Raw genomic sequence first — 19,120 nt, 5'->3', positions numbered from 1 at the left:
TACATGCCTCCCAAGAAGCCAAGTGGCACACTCTCCCCACCAGTTATCCAAAGACTGAGTGAATACCTTCTCATTCTTGAGCAATTCATTGCTCAAGAGCAGGAAGTCGTATCGAGTCGTGCCTTGGCTACTGTCTACGGAAATAACTCGAGCCAAGTACGCCATGATATATTCCAAATCGAACACAAAGGCAGCCAAAGTCATGGCTACCTTTGTTCTGAGTTGATCAAAGATATCCGCATTGCCCTCAATCTGCAAAACGAGAAAAATCTCTGTGTCATTGGTATGGGTAACTTGGGGCGAGCTATCACGGCTCACGTCCCTTTTGATCGTTATGGCATGAAACTTTCGGCATCTTTTGATGTGGACCCAAATGTTATAGGGAAAAAGATCGGTGGTGTAGAAATTTTTAATTCAGACGATATGTCGAACATCATCAAGGAACAAAACATCACCATGGCCGCCCTCTGCGTTCCTGCGAGTCGCGCACAAAAAACTTGTGACCTCGCTATTCACGCTGGAGTCAAAGGCATCCTTAACTACTCACGTATTCGACTCAAAGTCCCCGAGCACGTCTCTGTTCACTATGAACAGATCATTTGTTCTTTTATGCAACTTTCCTATAAATGCTCCCTGTAAAATACTTGTAAATGTATACTGAGGCTTTTTATTGACAAAAAGGCCAAAGAGAGATAGACAGCTATGTATACAATTGATGCAACAGTAAACAATATTCACGGCATTCACTGCCGTCCAAGTTCGGCAATCGTTAAAGGAGCCAAATCCTTTGAATCAAGCATCACTGTTAATGCTGATGGACAAACTGCCAACCTTACTAATATTCTTGAATTAATATCTCTGGGCTTACCCCAAGGCGCCTCAGTCAGCATAAGTGCTGAAGGCTCTGATGAAGAAGCCGCAGCTAAAAAGATTGCTGAATTATTTGAAGAAATCTACGATTACCCTGATAAGTAATTAGTTCTTCCATTGATTGAGTTTATTCTCGATAAATTCAACACATTTATTATGAACCTCTTTTTGGTTCTTGGCATCAAGATCCATACCTTCGCCAAAACTATAACGCACTGTTGAACTCCTCGTAATTGGGCCATAGTCAGAAACTATTTTACCCTTCCCCCAAAAGCTGGTATCAAGGGCGAATGGCTGAATTTTTACACCAGCGCGACGCGCTAGTTTGCAGCCGATACTATTGAATTCATCACCAATAAACTCCACGCCACGAGTTTTTTGAGGAAAGATGATAACACTCGTCCCATTCTTCAGCATTTCGCCACCTTGCTTGAGCAGAGTCTTTAAATCTTGTATAGGATTATCTCGAGTCATGGGAATGCAGTTCATTCCCTGCATAATGTGACCAAACACTGGGTAAGTCATCAAACTTTCTTTAATCACAAAGATTGAAGGACCTGCTTTTTGCATGACATAAGACAGAGTGACTGTCTCCAATGAACTCATGTGGTTGGCCACGTAAACACGAGGTTCTTTAACTAAATTATCTAAGCCATCAATTTCTACAGAACCACCGCTGTCTTCTACTGCCTGCATAACGCGCTGACAGTGTTTGGCAAGGTTGATGAAATCATAATTACCTGCTTGGCAAATTTTTGAGAAATCATTAATGGGCTTGAAAGCCTTATAATAAAAATAAAGATTTCCAAGCCCAAGGAGCTTATCCATGAACTTGCGAGATGGCTCTAAAGTTTTATAGCCATCCCCTTCTAAACTGGGTTTAGGTAGCGACAATGTGACACCAGTTATATTTATCGTCACATTGACCTAACTGAATTTCCTGCATGCGAGTGTAAAGGTCTTGGAAACGCGAGTGAATCCCTTCTTTAGCCGGTTTATAAGTTTTGCCAGCTTTATCAATATGACTGATAGGCGTCACCACAACTGCTGTACCGCACGCCGCAATACCGTCCAAGTCTGTTATCTCGTCGAAATTTACATTGCGCTTCTCAACTGTCATACCCATTTCTTCTGCGAGAGTCATGAGAGACATATTCGTTATACTTGGTAAAACTGCGGCTGAGTTTGGCGTGATATAAGAATCGCCTTTAATGCCTACAAAATTAGAAGTCCCAAATTCATCGATATATTTATGCTCTTTGGCATCTAAGTAAAGGTTAATGGGATAGCCTTGATCATTAGCCATGATTCCAGGAAGCATTCCCGTTGCGTAGTTACCCGCTGCTTTTACATTGCCTGTTCCCATCGGAGCCGCACGATCGTAATCTTCCATCACCAAAGCCGGAACTGATTGTAAACCACCCTTATAGTATGAACCCACTGGAACGACTAGAAGGATAAAAGTGTACTCATCAGAAGGTTGAACACCCATTCTTGCACCAGTACCAATCAATAAAGGACGCATATACATAGACGCGCCATAACCATATGGAGGTAAAAAATCAATATTAGACTGAAGAACTTTATCTACCGCATCAAGAAAGACCTCTGTAGGAACCGGCTCCATGCACAAACGCTCTGCAGAGCGCTGTAAACGCTTAGCATTTTCTTCTGGGCGAAAAACTCTGACTTGACCATCTTCACCGCGATAAGCTTTTAGGCCTTCGAAAGCCGCTTGACCATAGTGAAGACACGTTGATGCCACATGCATTTTAAGGTAAGGTTCTTCAACGTATTCACAGTCAGACCACTTACCATCTTTATATGTATACTGAACGTAACATTTCGTCTGAAAGTATGAAAATTTGAGATTGTTCCAATCGATGGTGCTCATTGTATATCCTGTTATTTTTTCTCTGCACTCATTTTACTCGCAGTATTCAACGCGACAAGCATTGCTCGAGCTTTATTACGTGTTTCTTCGTATTCAAATTCGGGGTCTGAGTCAGCGACGACTCCCGCTCCTGCTTGCACGTAAACTTTTCCTGATTTTAAAACCGCTGTTCGAATAGCAATACATGAATCTACATTGCCATTAAAGGAGAAATAGGTCACGGCTCCAGCATAAGCACCACGTCTTTCGGGCTCTAACTCAGCGATAATTTCCATGGCTCGAATTTTAGGCGCACCACTCACTGTACCTGCTGGAAAAGTCGAACTCATTACTGATCCTGGACCAAAATCTTTTTGCAACTTACCTTGAACCTCAGAAACAATATGGAGAACGTGACTATATTTCTCAATAATCATTAATTGAGAAATATCTACTGAACCCGTTTCAACGATTCTTCCAACGTCATTGCGAGCTAAATCAACGAGCATGATATGCTCCGCCCTCTCTTTAGGGTCGGCTAATAGATCTGCGGATAAAGCTTCATCTTCAGCTTTATTCGCGCCACGCTTACGCGTACCTGCGATCGGACGAACAGTGACTAAACCCTCTTCTCCCTTAGCGTGAACTTCAGGACTCGCTCCAACTAATGAAAAGTCATCACCTAAATGTAAACAAAACATGTAGGGCGAGGGATTAATCATACGCAAGGTTCTCATCAAATCTAAAGGCTCAGGATCCACATCAGCTTCAAAACGCTGAGAGAGCACAACCTGAATCACATCACCTGAACGGATGTATTCTTTTGCTCGGAGGACCTTATCGCAAAATTCTTCACGAGTCATGTTTGATTTCGATTCAAGCGCTTCGCTTGCCAAGTTCAAGCCCAATGGCTTAGCAGAACGCTCTTGACCGAGTTTAGAAACGATATCAGAAATATTCTTTATAGCTTTTTGATAACCGACCTCAAGCTCTTCTTTGCGCAAATCTATATGACTAATCACTTGAATTCGCTGCTTAAGTCGATCAAAAGAAACAATTGTTTCATAGATGCCAAACAAAGCATCTGGAGTCCCAAAATCTTCTTTGTCTTTACATTTAACTCGAGGTTCGATTTCTTGGATTGTTTCGTAAGAAGCATAACCAACGGCACCACCGCTAAAAGGTGCTAAACCTTCTAATTGCACCTGATTATAAGGCTTTAAATAATCTTCTAAAAATTGAAAGGTATTATCAGTCGTTTCTATGCGGGACTCGGTTTCACCGCTCAACTCAATCATGTCGCCATTACGAGTTATTAAAGCAATTGGGTCAACGCCCATAAATGAGTAGCGGCCGATATTCTCTCCACCTTCTGCACTCTCTAATAGGAAGGCATAAGGTTTTTTCTTGCCGTTCTCATCATAGGCAATTTTACTAAATGCTGAGATAGGGGTTTCTAAATCTGCTATCAACTCTGTGTATATGGGAATAAGCGTCCCTTGCTTCGCTAAATCTGCTAATTCATCCTTTGGAGGATGAATGTTCACCAAAAGGCTCTCTTCTAAAAAATCTTCCATGTCTGTTCTATTCTTCTGCCGTCAATTTCTAAAATATTTGCTTTCCTACCCATCGTTAAAGAACCCGCACAGATCTCCTTGGATCCGCCAGTTTCTTCTCGTAGAAAAGCATGATGAATATGTCCGCACAAATTTATGTCAATCGCCCCACTTTGCAATAGCTTGTGCACTTTCTCTCCATCAACTAAAAGCTTATGTTCGGGAAGTGAATTGCCTTCACCATTTAATAGAGGATAATGACCGATGGCGATCTTTGTTTTTTGCTCATCTTTTGAACTCCATTCTACTAAACGCTCATGTGTCTCTTCATTCACGAAGCCACTAGAGAGTTGTACGGGCCGGGGAACTGCATGATTACTCAAATAAAAAACCACCTCTCCTTCTTCAATGCGAAGAGGAAAATTTTTCACTAAACCTTTGGTGAGCCATGTGATGAAATCTTCTAAAGCTTTATACGACTTGGAACAATCGATATAATTATCATGATTACCGGGAACGGCTAAAATCTTCAAGCCCTCTATAGCATGTAACTTTTCGAGGCGTTTCTTGACCATTTCAAATTCACGAACTGAACCCGTAGAAGTAAAGTCACCGGAAATAATGGCGTAATCAAAGCCTTCTTGCTCAACATATTCAGTCAACTTATCTAGACGCGACCAATTAACCGTTTTCTTGCGGCGAAAAACATAATTGCTACCACCGAATAGACGTTTGCTAAAAAAAGACGAGGGAGCTGGAAAAGCCCCCTCATGAATATCAGAAAAATGAATAATTTTCATCAAATCACTAACATAACCAAGGCTAAAATTATAGTCGCCGCAAAACAGACTACGGATAGAGCCTTGAGCTTACCATGCCCCGATGTATCCGTGTATGACTTCAACTCTTCTGGACTTAGGGCAACTGCACCAGCTCTTGCGCGAGCACGAGTTTCACCTCTAACTGGACGGTGAGCTACACGACCACCACCTTCGACATTTCTTCTACGAGACGAACTCGATCTTAAATGTAAACCACGCTTTGTTGAAGTTGTGCTGGTACTAATTGCTTTACGCGTTTTTTCGATTTCTTTACTCAAGTCCTGCATACTCTGGAAGCGATCTTCCGGCTGCTTTTCCATCATACGGTCTAAGAGTTTAGAAACTTGAGGAGGAATTGTACTATCTAAGTCATGCGCCGGTCGCAAAGGTTCTTGTAAATGCTTTCTAGCGATCTCAGTTACCGACGTACCACCAAAGGCAAATTCACCTGTAACGAAGTGATAAAGTGTCGCACCCAAAGAATAAATATCACCACGGAAATCCATTTCAGAACCAATTAATTGCTCAGGGCTGATATATTGTGGAGTTCCCATAATTGAATCTTCATCGTCGGTTGACTCAAGCTTATCATTAGCAAAACGAGATAGACCTAGATCCATCAGCTTTGCCATGTCGTCAACAACCATGATATTGTCAGGTTTAATGTCGCGGTGAACTAATTTCTGCTGCGCCCAAGCATAGGACAAAGCATCAGAAACTTGCTTAGTGATATTTAAAGCTGTATCAACAGTGATTTTTTTCTCAACATCCAAAATTTCTTTTAGCGTTTGGCCATTCACCAATTCCATAGCGAGGTAATAAACACCACCATCTGCTTGACCCACTGCATAAGCTTGTACTATATTTTGGTGGTGGAGTTTAGCTGAGGCACGAGCTTCACGAACGAAATCAATCACTGCGTCCTGACTCTGATTATCGAGCATTAAAATTTTAAGGGCAACATAACGATCTAAACTAATCTGCAGGGCTCTAAAGACGATCCCCATGCCACCTTGACCAATTTTCTTCTCGATAATGTAATCATCAATAACTACACCAGGAGCAAAACGTTCATCAGGAACTAAAAATGCTTCACCACAGTGACCACACTGAAGGTACTCACCGAGATCTGCTTCATCTACAGCATTAACTCCAAAACAACTTTCGCACTGTACTTTCATTCCCTATCTCCTGTTTTTTTTCAGCCATATTTTTTTTGAATCAGTTTCTTTAGTACCACCTACAATCAAGTTTCTACCATCTAGTACTAAGCATACATGTGCATTGGCTTCGCTTGCTAAGCTATTACTTTTACAGCGTAAAACCCAAAACTGACGAAGAGCTTCTAACCACTGAGCTTTTTCATTTTTAGTTTTACTGAAAAAACCTCTACCCACGTACACGTAGAGGATCTTGGCTTGACCATTAATTTTTGCCCCCATGCGTGTCACTCCACTTCCTGCTCCACGGCTAGCTTGTAAATTGAGCCAGGTCCCCACTTCTTGAACCGCATGCACCAATTTCTCAGGTGTTTCTTCTAAGTCTGGATTAAAAAAGCCCGACTCGGTTGCTGGATCTTTTCTAAAGAATCCCGCGCGCTCTTCAGCGGCCACCATTTTTCGTGCTTTAGCTTTCGCAAATTCATCGCCAAAAAACATAGCTCGACTTTTATCTGAAAGTTTTGAAGCACTCACCTTCATCTTACCATTGTACGGCTCAATCTTCACTAGGGATAATACTCCCTTGGTAATATCAACTACTTGACAATACATTTTCTGGCCACTTCTCATCTGAACTAAGACCCTTTTATTCATGGGGGGCGGTTTAACTTTAGTCTTCAGTTCTGCATAAAGATCCTCATAGCGAGCTTTTTTCAATTTCTCTTCATCAGCTTCCTCGACTTCTTCAGCACTTAAGTCCGCACTAATATTCGCTTGAAAAACAGCTGCTTTTTCTTCCGTTTTCTGAGGTTTTTTGTTTACTGAAGTTTTCTTAATTTCTTTGGGAGCTTTTTTAACTTCTTCTTTTGGCTCTTCTATCACTTTTTCTTTTGGCTCTTCAACTGCTTTAGCAGGCCTCAACCAGCCTTGCATTGGTCCTGTTATATCAGAAATGATCACCCCAAAAGTCAATAGAGTCACAATAATGTAAGATAGACTACCCCCACCAGATTTGTGTTTCCTTGGTGAGTGAGTGTTTGCACGAGTGTGTGATCTTGAATTGGCACGGCTATTAGCTCTAGCATTTGTCTGAGGTCTTTCTTTTATTGAGCGCGCTGCAGTCGCCCCTGACCCTGCTTTGGTATTCATTCTAGTTCGTGATTTTGAACTAGCTGAAGCCCCCTTATCCTTTCTATTCACAGAGTGGCTCCATTAACTAGCGGCCAACCTGCAAGCGTAAAGCCAAGCGTTCCGGCAAACCAGCTTCGTAAATCTTTTTCTGCGTCGTTTCTATGTCGTATTCGACACGGTGAAGCGTCACAACTCGTTCATCAGTATCAAATGAGCAAAAAGCTGCGCGGTTATCACCATCACGTGGTTGACCAACCGAACCAACATTAATTAAATATTTATGATTAGGATTTAAGCGAATCTGCTCATAACGACCTGCTTGGATAACTCCTTTTGCTCCACCAATTTGCTCATAAGCAAAAGGTACGTGTGAGTGACCAATAAAACAGTAGGGCAACCTTTGGTAAGAAAATGAGTTCTCAGCGTAGTATTTATCAAAAATGTAACCCCATGCTTCTGGACTATCGAGAGTCGCATGTACAATTGTTGTTTTTAACTGCCATAAGTTCTTAGTCATTGGCAAGGAATATAACCATTGACGGTCATCGAGAGTTAATTGCTCGCGAGTCCACTGAACCGCTTGAGCAGCCTGTGGGTTAAAACCAATGAGCTCATTTTCTTGAGAAACATATTCATCGTGATTACCTTTAATTACGGCAATTGGCTGAAGCTCATCTCTCACAATATCGATAACTTCTTTAGGATTGGCATTATAGCCAACAATATCACCCAGACAAATATACTTCTGGATCCCCAATTTTTTCCCTTCTTCAATTACCGCACGCACTGCCTCTAAATTGGAGTGCAAATCGGAGATAATACCGTATAACATGACAACCTACTAATAGTTTTAAAAATTATTTATAATAATATAGAGTCAAACTAGACCTCCTTAAGTCTTAGTTCAAATCTTTTCCACTTAAGTAGTCGGCAAAATCGAGTGTATATGAAGATAATTCACCCGATTGATAACAAAACTCGCCAAAAAAGGTCTTATTTGACAAAACATAGGGTATAAAATGCTTATCACCTTCCCATAAGTTAAGTGAAAGTATGTCGTCTCTGGAGACCCATGAAAGCTCTCCTTCATCACACTCAATCATTTCACCGCTCGGTCCATAAGCCCTAAAGACATAAACCGACCAATCATTACCATGCTTATCGAACCCTGGAAAAGTTATATGTCCCGCAAAATCAAAGTATTCCGCACTTAAGCCAGATTCTTCTTTCAACTCTCGAATAGCGCATTTTTTTATTGACTCACCCAACTCTACTTTACCACCTAAACCATTCCATTTCCCTATATGAATATCCCCTTGTTTCTTCACCCGCTCAAGCATCAATACTTGATCATTATCCATAAGGTAGATCAAAGTCGCTTCAATTCGCTTTTTCATTATTTTACACTCTCAAATTTGTTACATTAGACAAAGCGATTATATTACCCTCCGATAACTATTCAACCCTAGCTAAGGACTACCAAAATGGAAGAAGGCAAACAGGCTCCAAACTTTTCACTACTCGACCAAAACGGCAACTCACATTCTCTCACAGACTACAAAGGCAAATATCTTGTTATTTATTTTTACCCCAAAGACAATACTCCTGGTTGCACTAAGGAATCCTGCACTTTCCGCGATAACTTAAGTGAATTCACTGCAGCTAATTGTGCTATTTTAGGTGTATCTGCGGACTCCGCAGCCAGCCATGAAAAATTCATTGCCAAGCACAATTTAAACTTCCCGCTCTTAGTTGACGAAGAAAAGGAAATGCTACAAGCCTACAATGCTTGGGGCGAAAAAAATAACTACGGCAAAAAGTACATGGGAATCATTCGCTCAACGGCAATTATTTCTCCTGATGGCACTCTTCTAAAACATTGGAAGACTGTACGCGGCGCCGAAGACCACCCCCTAAAAGTGCTCGAAGCCCTCAAAGAGCTTCAGGCTTAATTAAGTTAGGATTTATAATGAGCGAAAAAGAACGCCTAAACGACCTCACTCTTCTCAGCAAAAACGAGAACAATTACTTCACATCTCCAGATGATGCGCCACTCGAAGTTTTTGACAACCTCTACGTTGGTCGCGATTACAAAATCACTTTTAACTGCCCTGAATTCACGGCTCTTTGCCCTGTAACAAGCCAGCCCGATTTTGGAAAAATCACCATCACCTACATTGCTGATAAAAAATGCGTAGAGTCAAAATCACTCAAAATGTACCTTTTTGCCTTCCGTAACCACAACAGCTTCCATGAAGAAGTCGTGAATAGAATTCTCGAAGATATTGTCGCCGTTTGCGATCCTCGCGAAATCACTGTTTATGGTGAATTCATGCCGCGCGGAGGCATTAGCCTCGACATCGAAGCTTCGCACAAAAAAGAGTCGTGAAAGATATCCGAGAGATCCTCACTCTGAGTGAGGATTACTTGGCTAAACATAAAATCGAATCGCCTAAAGTTAATGCCGAGTGGATTATTTCCGACTCATTAAATATCAAGCGACTCGACCTCTACTTACAGCACGATCGCCCATTAAGCGAAAGTGAATTGAGCTCTATTCGCGAAAAGCTTCAACGTTGCGCAAGACACGAACCCGTGCAATACATTTGTGGCAGCACAAACTTCTATGGTCTAGAAATTTCTGTGGGTCCCGGAGTCCTCATCCCGCGCCCCGAAACTGAGTGCCTCGTTGACCTCGCTACAAAACATATCAAAGAAGGTCAAAAACTGCTTGATCTCTGCACCGGCTCAGGCTGTATCCCCATCGCGATTCAAGAGCAAAAAAAACAGAGCTTAAGCATTGTCGCCTGTGATATTGAAGAAAAAGCACTAAACTACGCTCAAGAGAATATCACCCAAAACAAAACTCAAAATATTGAACTCCTTCAATGCGACCTCTTTGCCAAGATCGCAAATGACATAAAATTCGATCTCATCACCTCCAACCCTCCCTATGTAAGTGAATCTGAACGCCCAGAAATGGGCAAAGACGTACTTAAACACGAACCTCCATCAGCACTTTTTGCCGATCACGATGGGATGGCTATCATAGAAAGGATTGCCCAAGAGGCTCCTCAATACATGGAGCCTAAGGCCTACATTTTGATTGAAATTGGAGCTTCTCAAGGCTCTCGTTGCTTAGAACTCTTTGAAGCTTCAAACTATAGAAATGTTGAAGTCGTCAAAGATTACAGTTCTCGCGACCGCATTCTCAAAGCTCAGAGACCAGTATGAGGATACTTGTTGCAGGAAGCAGCGGCTTTATTGGCCAAGCTCTCATCAGAGAACTAAGCAAGTCCGGTCTAGAAACCCATTGCTTAGTTAGACGGCCACCGAATAGTCAAAACGAAATTCAATGGAATCCAAGCACTGGTGAACTTGAAGCCTCTTCTATTGAAGGCTTTAACGCAGTCATTCATTTAGGCGGCGCCGGTGTCGCAGATAAAATATGGACTAGCAAATACAAAGAAACTCTACTCAAAAGCCGCACAGAAAGCACTAAAACGCTCTGCCGTGCCATAGCGGAATGCAAGAATAAACCCGAAGTCTTTATTTGCTCTTCTGGCGTTAATTATTACGGCGCCAAATCTGAGCAAAAACTGACTGAAAACTCCCCTAATGGCAAGAGCTTTCTTGCTCATGTCTGTAAGGAATGGGAAGCCGCATCAGAAAGTCTCGAAGCACTCGAAATCCGTAGAGTCCTCATGAGAACTGGAGTCGTTCTTGGCCCTGGCGGGGGCATGCTAGCCAAATGCCTGCCCGTATTCAAAATGGGCTTGGGCGGGAATATTGGGATGGGCAAACGCTACTTCCCCTGGATCTCCCTCTGCGATATGGTTCAATTGATTGTTCACTGCTTAAATGACGACTCTCTACGTGGCCCTATCAACGCCTGTGCCCCCGAAATCATTAGCAATGCCACGTTCACAAAAACACTGGCCCGACATCTCGGCCGACCCAGCATCTTTCCTGTCCCCACCTTAGTTTTTAAACTCCTCCCCAAGGAGATGGCTGATGACTTATTTTTATGTGATCTAAAAATCTCTCCGCAAAAAATCCAAGCGAGCTCTTTTGAGTTCACTCATCCAACAATCAAAACTTTACTCAAGCCCAAGAAATAATGTTATTCACCCACAAGGACAAAATAGAAGTTAAGCTATTTGACGCAAACGACTATCAAGCCGAAAATAACTGCCCCATCTTACATATAAGCCTCAGAGATGGTCTCAATCCTGATGAAATGAAGAATACTCTTGAGCAAATCTTACACTCAAAAACAGAGTGGTACGTTGCCTATGGTCCCGATGCTCTATTTTGGGCTCAGCAAGCCGAAATGATTAAAATTGCGAAAATCGCAGAAGAAGTTGATTCACTCTATAATTTCTCTAGTCTCTCTTATGAAGAAGACGAGCCCATCAATCAAGCCATTCACAAGCTACTAGGCTTGAGCTCTCTTCTCAATGATAATCAAGTCTACGAAAGCTTCACAATCGTGAGCGACTCATTTGAAGAAACGAAGCGTTGTTTGGAGGCATTCGGCTTAAGCCCTCAGGACTAAGTCGTTTTAAAGCTCTTTTTTAGCCTTTTCTCCACCCACATGTATTGCCTTGACTTTATAAAAGACCTAAACTTATTCTATTAATAGGAATGAGAAGATTAAACAGGGTTTAAATGTTTCAAATATTTACAATTGCCAAACAAACTTTACGAGCCCACCTACGCTCGAAAGCCCTGCTTACAATCATCCCCGTTTTGCTTTGTCTCATTTGGATTCTTACTGCTGATACTTCGGGCGACGGCACACTCAAAAGCATGTTCTTGGTTCGCCTTGAATACTCCATCAACATGGCCGTCTTGCTTTGTGCGCTGATTACACTTTGGCTCAGTGCCTTCAACTTATCTTCCCAGGAAGTCGAATCACACCAAATTCAATTAATGCTTACGCGCCCCGTGCGAACTTCGCAAATCTGGCTGGGGAAATTCCTAGGCACACTCTGCATCTCTGCATCCTTACTTGCTCTCAGCTTTTGCTATATCACTTGGCATGTTTCAAATGACTATGAAAAACTTAAATATGAATATCTCCAAAACTCCGATCGAGTCATTGCTTGGTTTTATGAAAATTATCCTCAGGGCAAAGTCAAAGATCGCCAACTGGGAGAAATGGCCAACGAACACTTCCGCCTCTATTACTCGCTTGTTGAACCAGAAAAACAGCTGAGTAAAGAAGATTTCAAAGACGTCGATACTTTGGGCATCAACAAGGCTAACATCTTCACCAACTTAAGCTTTGCCTTAAGCAATATGCAAAAACTAGTCTCAGTAAAAACTGAACTACTTACGGCCCGAATCCATCACGATGGTGAACCCTCATTTAGACAAGCGAGTGCTGAGGAAATTTTTGATCGCAGGCTCAAACAAGGACTTACTCGCGAGAACATGCGCGACAACATGCTCCCCCTTATTCGCGATGAAATTGCTCGCTCAGAAGGCCGCATTGGCCAAAGTGATTCAAAAGAATGGACCTTCTCTGGCCTCGATACTGAGCAAGAGAAAGACATCTACCTCAAAATGCGCCTCTTCTATGGCATGGATTTAAACAGTCTCAATAAAACTGGCCAAGTTAATGTTCTCATTTCTATGTGGGAGCCCAATAAAAAAATCTGGAGCGACCCCTACCCCTGGTTAGGTCGTGGTGCTCGTTACTATCACCTTCCCATTCGTTCAGATTTTATTTCAAAAGATGGCGAAGCCAAAGTCAAAATCACCAATGCCGAACGCGGTAGAAATAACACTAATGCAGTCTTAATCCGCAAGAATGAAGGACCCTTCATCGTCATGGGTCAGTACAGCTTCAAACAATCCATGACTCAAACTTTCTTATTGTACACGGGCTTACTCGCCACCTTCACCGCCGTGGGCTGTAGTTTTGGCTTCCTATTTTCATCGAGCATGGCCATTCTTTTGGCCGGCACCTACTTCATTTTGGGATCTCTTCTCAACTCGTTTATTGCCACCGCAGCCCCACCGGGGCTCTTCGAACAAATCATTTTCTATTTCCACTTAGCCATTTCAAAAATCATTGCAGGCTTTGGCGATTTCCATAGCGGAGAATACTTAGCTCGAGGACAAATCCTTAGTTATTTTGATGCTTTAAAAATCCTCAGCATTGAAGTTCTACTAAAAATATCGGCACTGCTGGCCATCACGGTTCAGTGCGTCAAAAGAAAAGAATTTGGTAAGGTAGCAAGAAAATGAATAAAAAAACTTACCCCATATGCCTTATCGTAATGGCTTGCGCCTTGTTCATGGCCCATATCTCCATCGGTCAACTCAGCGAGCTTCGTCAGAAACACAAACTCAATGATGATGTGGTCTTGAAAGATGCTCCACCAGAAATTGTCTTCACCACTGTAGCACTGGGTAGCTTTCGTGGGCTCATGGCCAACTGGCTTTGGATTCGAAATATTAAAAACCAAGAGGAACTACGCTTCCATGAATCGTACCAAATTGCCAAACTGATTACAGTTTTACAACCTCGCTATACCACAGCAGTCAATCACCTTGCCTGGAATATGGCTTACAACATTTCTGTAACCGTTGAAGATCCTACCGAAAGGTGGCACTGGGTTCAAAGAGGCATCTCTTTAATTCGTGATGAAGCCATGCAGTACAACAATAATGACCCCGAACTCTACCACGAACTCGGATGGCTTTTCAGCCATAAAATCGACAAGAATCTCGATGATGCCAATCGCTATTATAAGATTCAATGGGCAATCGAAATGCAAAAAATTTATGGCAAGAAACCCGACTGGAAAGCCATGGATGAACTCTATACCAACCCCTTAATCCTCGGCGATAAATTAGAAAAAGCAGGTCTTCGTCAAGCCACGAGTTATTTACTCAACAATAACCTCAAACAACTCTTAGAGGATGTTGCCAATGGCCGCGATCTGCCCAAAGCTCTTCAAAAAGTCATAACAGAAGAACAACTTGAAATCTTAAGTCAATACGCCAAAGCGAGTCATGAAGCTCCTCTAGAATTTAGCACGCTACAACTAGCTCTAAGTGACATCACGCTCTTTAAAGATCACTTCATGAAAATGAATGAGAACTTAAGTGACTGGAGCAAGGTAGAAGCCTTTTATCGTCGTTCGGGAAAACTACCTCAAGCCTTCGCAGAAAGCTTCAATCAACTGCAACCAAAAACGCGATCAATCACTTTGCAATTCATTTCAAACTTCCTCAAGCGTCGTTGGTCTGAACAACACTACCGCATCATCCCATCTATTGCTCTAGAAGTCGAAAAGGAAATTAGCCCCGATCTTGATTGGCACCTACCACAAGCTCATGCCATTTATTGGGCTTGGCGAGGTAAACAATCTGGTCACACTGAACTCTCGGTCAAATGTGAACGTATGATTGTCCAAAGTCTCTACTCAGCCTTCCAAGGAGGAAAGCTTCTTGAATACCGCGATGGCGACAAACTATCTATTGATTGGACAAATAACCTCAAGCTCGCTGATGTGGTTAAAAGGTTAAATCTAGAAGCCATTAACAAGACTAAATCAAGCTCGTTCAAATCTGGCTATGGCAACTTCTTAAAAGAAGCCATTTTAGCCTTGTACATGAGAGGAGATAAGAAAAAATCCCAAGCTTACCTCAAAGAGCTCATTAAGTTTCAAAACATCAAAAATCCGCCAGACATCGATAGCTTTGTGAGTAAAATGTTTCTCGAACTCTACCAAAGCTCAGACGAAAACGAGGTTCTCTACGGCATCCATAATCTCTTACAACGCTCGATGACACTGCTGCTTTATGGCGATGAATTTGAACAAAGCTCCACACAATTTTTTCTGATGGCAAAAACCCTCCATGAAAACTATCAAACTAAAATGAAAAAGTTTAGTGAAGGTCGACAAATCCCTGCTTTTAATCGGATTTTAAATGCAAGTCGCAAAAACTTCGAGAAACGCTTCCCTCAGCACAAAGATAAGCTCCAAAAAATGATCGAATCACAACAATGATGGAACTCGAGCCGATCGCTTTCCTACACTGCAATTCCAGCGAGCTCTACGAACTCCCTAGCCAAGGCTCCCTTAGAGAACTCGAAGCAGAAATCATTTTTACTCAAGATATGTCACAGGCTATAGAAGACCTCAAAGGGATTGAGCGCCTCTGGTTGGTCTTTCACTTTCATCTAAGCGAGGGCTGGAAGCGAAAAGTCTTCCCCCCCAGAGGCGATAAAAAAATCTCTGTCTTAGCCACACGCAGCCCCCATCGCCCTAACCCCATCGGCCTCTCCTGTGTTAAACTCCTTGAAGTTAAAGGCAATACTTTAAAGATCAGTGGACACGATCTTATTGATCAAACCCCCATTTTCGATATCAAACCCTACATCCCTTTTGCCGATTCATTTGAAAATTCTGCGGCAGGTTGGTTAGACGAAGTGGAAAACCACCAACATTTTGACGTGCTTTGGGAAGACGCAGCCTATGAACAAATCCAGTGGCTGGAGCAACATTCTCAATGGCAAATCAAGCGCTTAGCGAGTCAGATCCTTTCGGCAGGTATTCGCCCCAGCCGAGACCGCATCAAAAAACTCGATGATCAAAAATTTGAACTGGCCTGTAAAAGCTGGCGTTTGCGATGTTATCAAAATGAGCAAGCCATTCACATAGATAAAATCTATTCGGGCTATGATGCCGAGACCTTAAATAGTGATACTGATTCCAAATGGCAGGACATGGGCGAGCATCGAAGTTTCACAGAAATTTTCGCTTGATTTAAAGTAACATTACCATATTAAGTGAGTGCATCATAGAGAATTTCCACTGGATGTAAAGCCTCGCGTTTTGATAGATCATTGATCTGATGGCGACAACTCGTTCCAGAAGCCACGATAAGCACTTCTTGTTTAACTTGATTAATATGGGGTATTAAACTTAAATTCGCTATTTTTTCGGACATCTCTTCATGCTCTTCTTCATAAGCAAAGGAGCCTGCCATACCGCAACAGCCTGAATCAATTAGCTTAACGCTATAATTACGCGGGATGCTTAAAGCTGTAGCTAAGGTCGATGCTTGCGCTAAAGATTTTTGAAAGCAATGCACATGCACATCGATTCGCTGAGACTTATCAGTAAACAATTGCTGAGATAAGTTTGAACTATTCTTAGCTAAAAACTCATCGAGTAAAAAAGCGTTTTTTGCCAATTTTTGCGCCTGCTTTTTCATATCACCACGCAGAATATCTATGTACTCATCGCGAAAACACAAAAGTGTCGATGGTTCAATGCCAATAAGCGGACTTTCTTCATCTACTAAACGTGAAAAAACTTCCACGTTTCTCTCTGCGCAAGCACGGCCGTGATCTAAAAAACCTTTAGAAAAAGCTGCACGACCACTCTCTTCATGATCAGGGCACATGACCACATAACCGAGTTTATTGAGTAGCTTAACGGCCTTAATTAACAGATCACTATCGTAGTTTTTACTGAGCTCATCCACAAAGAGATAAACTTTTTTTGACAAAGCTTCTTGCGGATGAGTTCGAAACCAAGACCTAAATGAATTGAGTGATAGCTGAGGTGTCGGGCGCTTTTGCGAGATTCGCAAAAACTTTTTCATCGCTGAGCTCTGATTCAAAAAATTAAACAGCCTCGGTGCATAAGCCCCTAAGTCAGCAATTTTTGCGGAATACGCAATCAGCCTCGTACGTAAGGGCACTTCTTTAACTTTGTAATATTGATATAAAAACTCTGATTTCAATTTCGCCATATCCACATTTGAAGGGCACTCTGATTTACAGCCCTTACAAGATAAGCAAGTATCAAGAACTTCTTTTATTTCTTCATGTTCAAAAGCACTTTTATCGAAAGGCTTGCGCAAGTACTCACGCAAGATATTGGCTCGTGCCCGAGTTGTGTATTTCTCCTCTTTCTCTGCCATATAAGAAGGACACATCGTGCCGCCCATGAGAGATGATTTCCGACAATCTCCTGAGCCATTACAGAACTCAGCTGCCCTTAAATAACCCTGCTCATGAGAAAAATCATACATGGTTTCGAAATCAGGGGTCAAAGTCCCTGCCTCAAAACGCAGGGCTTCATCCATTGGTGCGGTTTGCACAATCTTGCCCGGATTAAACACCCCTTGGGGATCAAAGACTTTTTTTACCCTTCCCAAGAGTTGGTAAACCTCAGACCCCAACATAGCCTCAATAAACTCCCCTCGTAAACGACCGTCCCCATGTTCACCACTCAAGGAACCACGGTATTTTTTCAGTAAGTCAACAATATCTTCGGCAATCGCTCTAAATTGGGCATGGCCCTTACTAGTTTTTAAATCAATAATAGGACGTAGATGCAACTCGCCTGAACCGGCGTGAGCATAATGGACGCAATATAAATTGTGCTCATCGAGAATTTGATTGAATTCTTTGATATACTGAGGAAGATCTTCAACCCTTACACAGGTATCTTCAATTACTGGAACTGCCTTGGCATCCCCAGGGACATTAGAAAGAAGCCCCAAGCCTGCACTTCTCAAGGCCCAAACTTTCGCGATATCCTCCTGTTTAACTAAATATATATCATTACATAAAGCAAGGCTTTTAAACTCATCCGTCAATTCTTCTATTTTGCTCTTCACCCCCTCTTCAGAGTCCGAATCCAATTCGACCATAAGCACCGCATCGGGATCACCTTTAACAAAAAAGCGCAAGTCTTTATAGAGTCGATTGCCCGCAGTACATTCCAAAATGTAGCGATCCATGAGCTCCACTGCCATGGGCTGATACTTTAAAGTTAAAACATTCGCTTCTAAAGCCTTATCAATTGAATCAAAATGCGGACATAGCAAAGCTCGAAATTTGGGAGGCAAAGGTTCTATCTCAAGGCATATCTCTGTAGCAAAAAATAAGGTCCCCTCGGAACCCGCAATCAATTTTGCCATATTAAACTTTTTGCCTTCATTGGAGAATGGATCCATCGCTGCTAAAAGATCTAAACAATACCCCGTATTACGACGATGAATTTCAGGGTAAGGATAGGCTTCCACAATCTCCGATTTATATTCACTTAAAATCGAATAAAGCTCTCTGTAAATTTCTCCTTCTAGGCTTTCCAAAGTCAATTTAGCGCTGAGCTCATCGGGGGATAGATTTTTAAAGACCACTTCTGAGCCATCGCTCAAAAAACCCTTGACTGAAATAAGCTTATCGCGAACACTTCCGTAGCGCAAGGAATTTTGACCACAAGAGTTATTCCCCAACATACCGCCAATCATCGCCCTATTTGCCGTAGAGGTGATTGGGCCGAATAAGTAGCCTAAGGACTCTAAATCTTTATTGAGTTCATTGCGTACAACACCCGGCTGAACACGTACAAAAGATTGCTCAATGTCAACTTCAATAATCTCAGTAAAATATTTTGACACATCAACTACAATACCGGAACCGACAACCTGCCCTGCCAAAGAAGTCCCTGCAGTTCGTGGAATTAAACTCAAGTTATTAGACTTTGCAAATAAAATAAGCGCCTGAAGATCTTGGGAGTCTTTTGGGAAACAAACCGCTAAAGGCATTTCTTTATAAGCGGAAGCATCCGTTGCATAAAGAGTACGTAGCGTATCATCCCAATAGAGTTCTGCCTGCAAGGACTCTTTTAACTTTGCTAACACGACGAATAAGCTCCTAAAAAATTT

Annotated in this window: 19 protein-coding genes; 10 read left to right on the top strand and 9 right to left on the bottom strand. The window is 42.2% G+C overall.

The window, feature by feature from the left end; translation table 11 throughout:
- The first annotated feature begins 3 nt into the window (after positions 1 to 3).
- Entirely contained in the window at positions 4 to 639 is a 636-nt protein-coding gene (locus LNTAR_RS10315) for a redox-sensing transcriptional repressor Rex (RefSeq protein WP_007278639.1), read from the top strand.
- Between the two features lie 63 nt (positions 640 to 702).
- Positions 703 to 975: an HPr family phosphocarrier protein gene (locus LNTAR_RS10310; RefSeq protein ID WP_007278638.1), complete on the top strand. Its 273-nt coding sequence runs from the start codon at positions 703 to 705 to the stop codon at positions 973 to 975.
- Here the strand turns inward: LNTAR_RS10310 and LNTAR_RS10305 are convergent, their stop codons facing one another.
- From LNTAR_RS10305 to LNTAR_RS10270, 8 genes are all read right to left on the bottom strand, one after another.
- A complete protein-coding gene (locus LNTAR_RS10305) occupies positions 976 to 1,764 on the bottom strand; it encodes a lysophospholipid acyltransferase family protein (RefSeq protein ID WP_007278637.1) in 789 nt (262 codons plus the stop codon).
- On the bottom strand, positions 1,751 to 2,764 hold the full coding sequence (locus tag LNTAR_RS10300) for a branched-chain amino acid aminotransferase (RefSeq protein ID WP_007278636.1): 1,014 nt from the start codon (positions 2,762 to 2,764) through the stop codon (positions 1,751 to 1,753). Before LNTAR_RS10300 ends, LNTAR_RS10305 begins: the two co-directional genes overlap by 14 nt.
- An 11-nt stretch (positions 2,765 to 2,775) precedes the next feature.
- Positions 2,776 to 4,320: an anthranilate synthase component I gene (gene trpE / locus LNTAR_RS10295; RefSeq protein WP_007278635.1), complete on the bottom strand. Its 1,545-nt coding sequence runs from the start codon at positions 4,318 to 4,320 to the stop codon at positions 2,776 to 2,778.
- Positions 4,305 to 5,099, bottom strand: coding sequence for a metallophosphoesterase family protein (locus LNTAR_RS25540; RefSeq protein ID WP_007278634.1), 795 nt, complete (start codon positions 5,097 to 5,099; stop codon positions 4,305 to 4,307). The genes trpE and LNTAR_RS25540 overlap by 16 nt, the downstream gene beginning before the upstream one ends.
- Complete coding sequence (locus LNTAR_RS10285) at positions 5,099 to 6,301, bottom strand: serine/threonine protein kinase (protein ID WP_007278633.1); 1,203 nt, start codon at positions 6,299 to 6,301, stop codon at positions 5,099 to 5,101. Before LNTAR_RS10285 ends, LNTAR_RS25540 begins: the two co-directional genes overlap by 1 nt.
- Positions 6,302 to 6,304: 3 nt before the next feature.
- The gene (locus LNTAR_RS10280; RefSeq protein ID WP_007278632.1) at positions 6,305 to 7,480 is read right to left on the bottom strand and encodes a hypothetical protein; all 1,176 of its coding nucleotides are present in this window, start codon (positions 7,478 to 7,480) and stop codon (positions 6,305 to 6,307) included.
- 16 nt (positions 7,481 to 7,496) lie between these two features.
- Positions 7,497 to 8,243 (bottom strand): metallophosphoesterase family protein, encoded by a 747-nt coding sequence (locus tag LNTAR_RS10275; protein ID WP_007278631.1) that lies wholly within the window; start codon positions 8,241 to 8,243, stop codon positions 7,497 to 7,499.
- Between the two features lie 67 nt (positions 8,244 to 8,310).
- Positions 8,311 to 8,808 (bottom strand): NUDIX hydrolase, encoded by a 498-nt coding sequence (locus LNTAR_RS10270; protein WP_007278630.1) that lies wholly within the window; start codon positions 8,806 to 8,808, stop codon positions 8,311 to 8,313.
- An 87-nt stretch (positions 8,809 to 8,895) separates the two neighbouring features.
- Between LNTAR_RS10270 and bcp the strand changes: the two genes are divergently transcribed.
- The 8 genes from bcp to tsaA all read left to right on the top strand — a co-directional run bounded on the left by bcp (position 8,896) and on the right by tsaA (position 16,199).
- Entirely contained in the window at positions 8,896 to 9,363 is a 468-nt protein-coding gene (gene bcp, locus LNTAR_RS10265) for a thioredoxin-dependent thiol peroxidase (protein WP_007278629.1), read from the top strand.
- Between the two features lie 17 nt (positions 9,364 to 9,380).
- Positions 9,381 to 9,800 (top strand): preQ(1) synthase, encoded by a 420-nt coding sequence (gene queF / locus LNTAR_RS10260; RefSeq protein WP_007278628.1) that lies wholly within the window; start codon positions 9,381 to 9,383, stop codon positions 9,798 to 9,800.
- Entirely contained in the window at positions 9,797 to 10,645 is an 849-nt protein-coding gene (gene prmC / locus LNTAR_RS10255; protein WP_007278627.1) for a peptide chain release factor N(5)-glutamine methyltransferase, read from the top strand. The genes queF and prmC overlap by 4 nt, the downstream gene beginning before the upstream one ends.
- The gene (locus LNTAR_RS10250; protein WP_007278626.1) at positions 10,642 to 11,532 is read left to right on the top strand and encodes a TIGR01777 family oxidoreductase; all 891 of its coding nucleotides are present in this window, start codon (positions 10,642 to 10,644) and stop codon (positions 11,530 to 11,532) included. Before prmC ends, LNTAR_RS10250 begins: the two co-directional genes overlap by 4 nt.
- On the top strand, positions 11,532 to 11,969 hold the full coding sequence (locus LNTAR_RS10245) for a hypothetical protein (RefSeq protein WP_007278625.1): 438 nt from the start codon (positions 11,532 to 11,534) through the stop codon (positions 11,967 to 11,969). Before LNTAR_RS10250 ends, LNTAR_RS10245 begins: the two co-directional genes overlap by 1 nt.
- 113 nt (positions 11,970 to 12,082) lie before the next feature.
- Positions 12,083 to 13,669 (top strand): ABC transporter permease, encoded by a 1,587-nt coding sequence (locus LNTAR_RS10240; protein ID WP_007278624.1) that lies wholly within the window; start codon positions 12,083 to 12,085, stop codon positions 13,667 to 13,669.
- Positions 13,666 to 15,441, top strand: coding sequence for a hypothetical protein (locus LNTAR_RS25535; protein WP_007278623.1), 1,776 nt, complete (start codon positions 13,666 to 13,668; stop codon positions 15,439 to 15,441). Before LNTAR_RS10240 ends, LNTAR_RS25535 begins: the two co-directional genes overlap by 4 nt.
- Entirely contained in the window at positions 15,438 to 16,199 is a 762-nt protein-coding gene (tsaA, locus tag LNTAR_RS10230) for a tRNA (N6-threonylcarbamoyladenosine(37)-N6)-methyltransferase TrmO (RefSeq protein WP_007278622.1), read from the top strand. Before LNTAR_RS25535 ends, tsaA begins: the two co-directional genes overlap by 4 nt.
- Positions 16,200 to 16,219: 20 nt before the next feature.
- On the opposite strand, the gene LNTAR_RS10225 is transcribed toward tsaA, so the two are convergent.
- Positions 16,220 to 19,096, bottom strand: coding sequence for an FAD-binding and (Fe-S)-binding domain-containing protein (locus LNTAR_RS10225; RefSeq protein WP_007278621.1), 2,877 nt, complete (start codon positions 19,094 to 19,096; stop codon positions 16,220 to 16,222).
- Positions 19,097 to 19,120 lie beyond the last annotated feature (24 nt).

Origin of the sequence: Lentisphaera araneosa HTCC2155 (assembly GCF_000170755.1) — a bacterium.
GTDB classification, from domain to species: Bacteria; Verrucomicrobiota; Lentisphaeria; order Lentisphaerales; family Lentisphaeraceae; genus Lentisphaera; species Lentisphaera araneosa.
The sequence above is the reverse complement of the archived record's forward strand: the minus strand, read 5'-3'. Positions and strand labels throughout refer to the sequence as shown.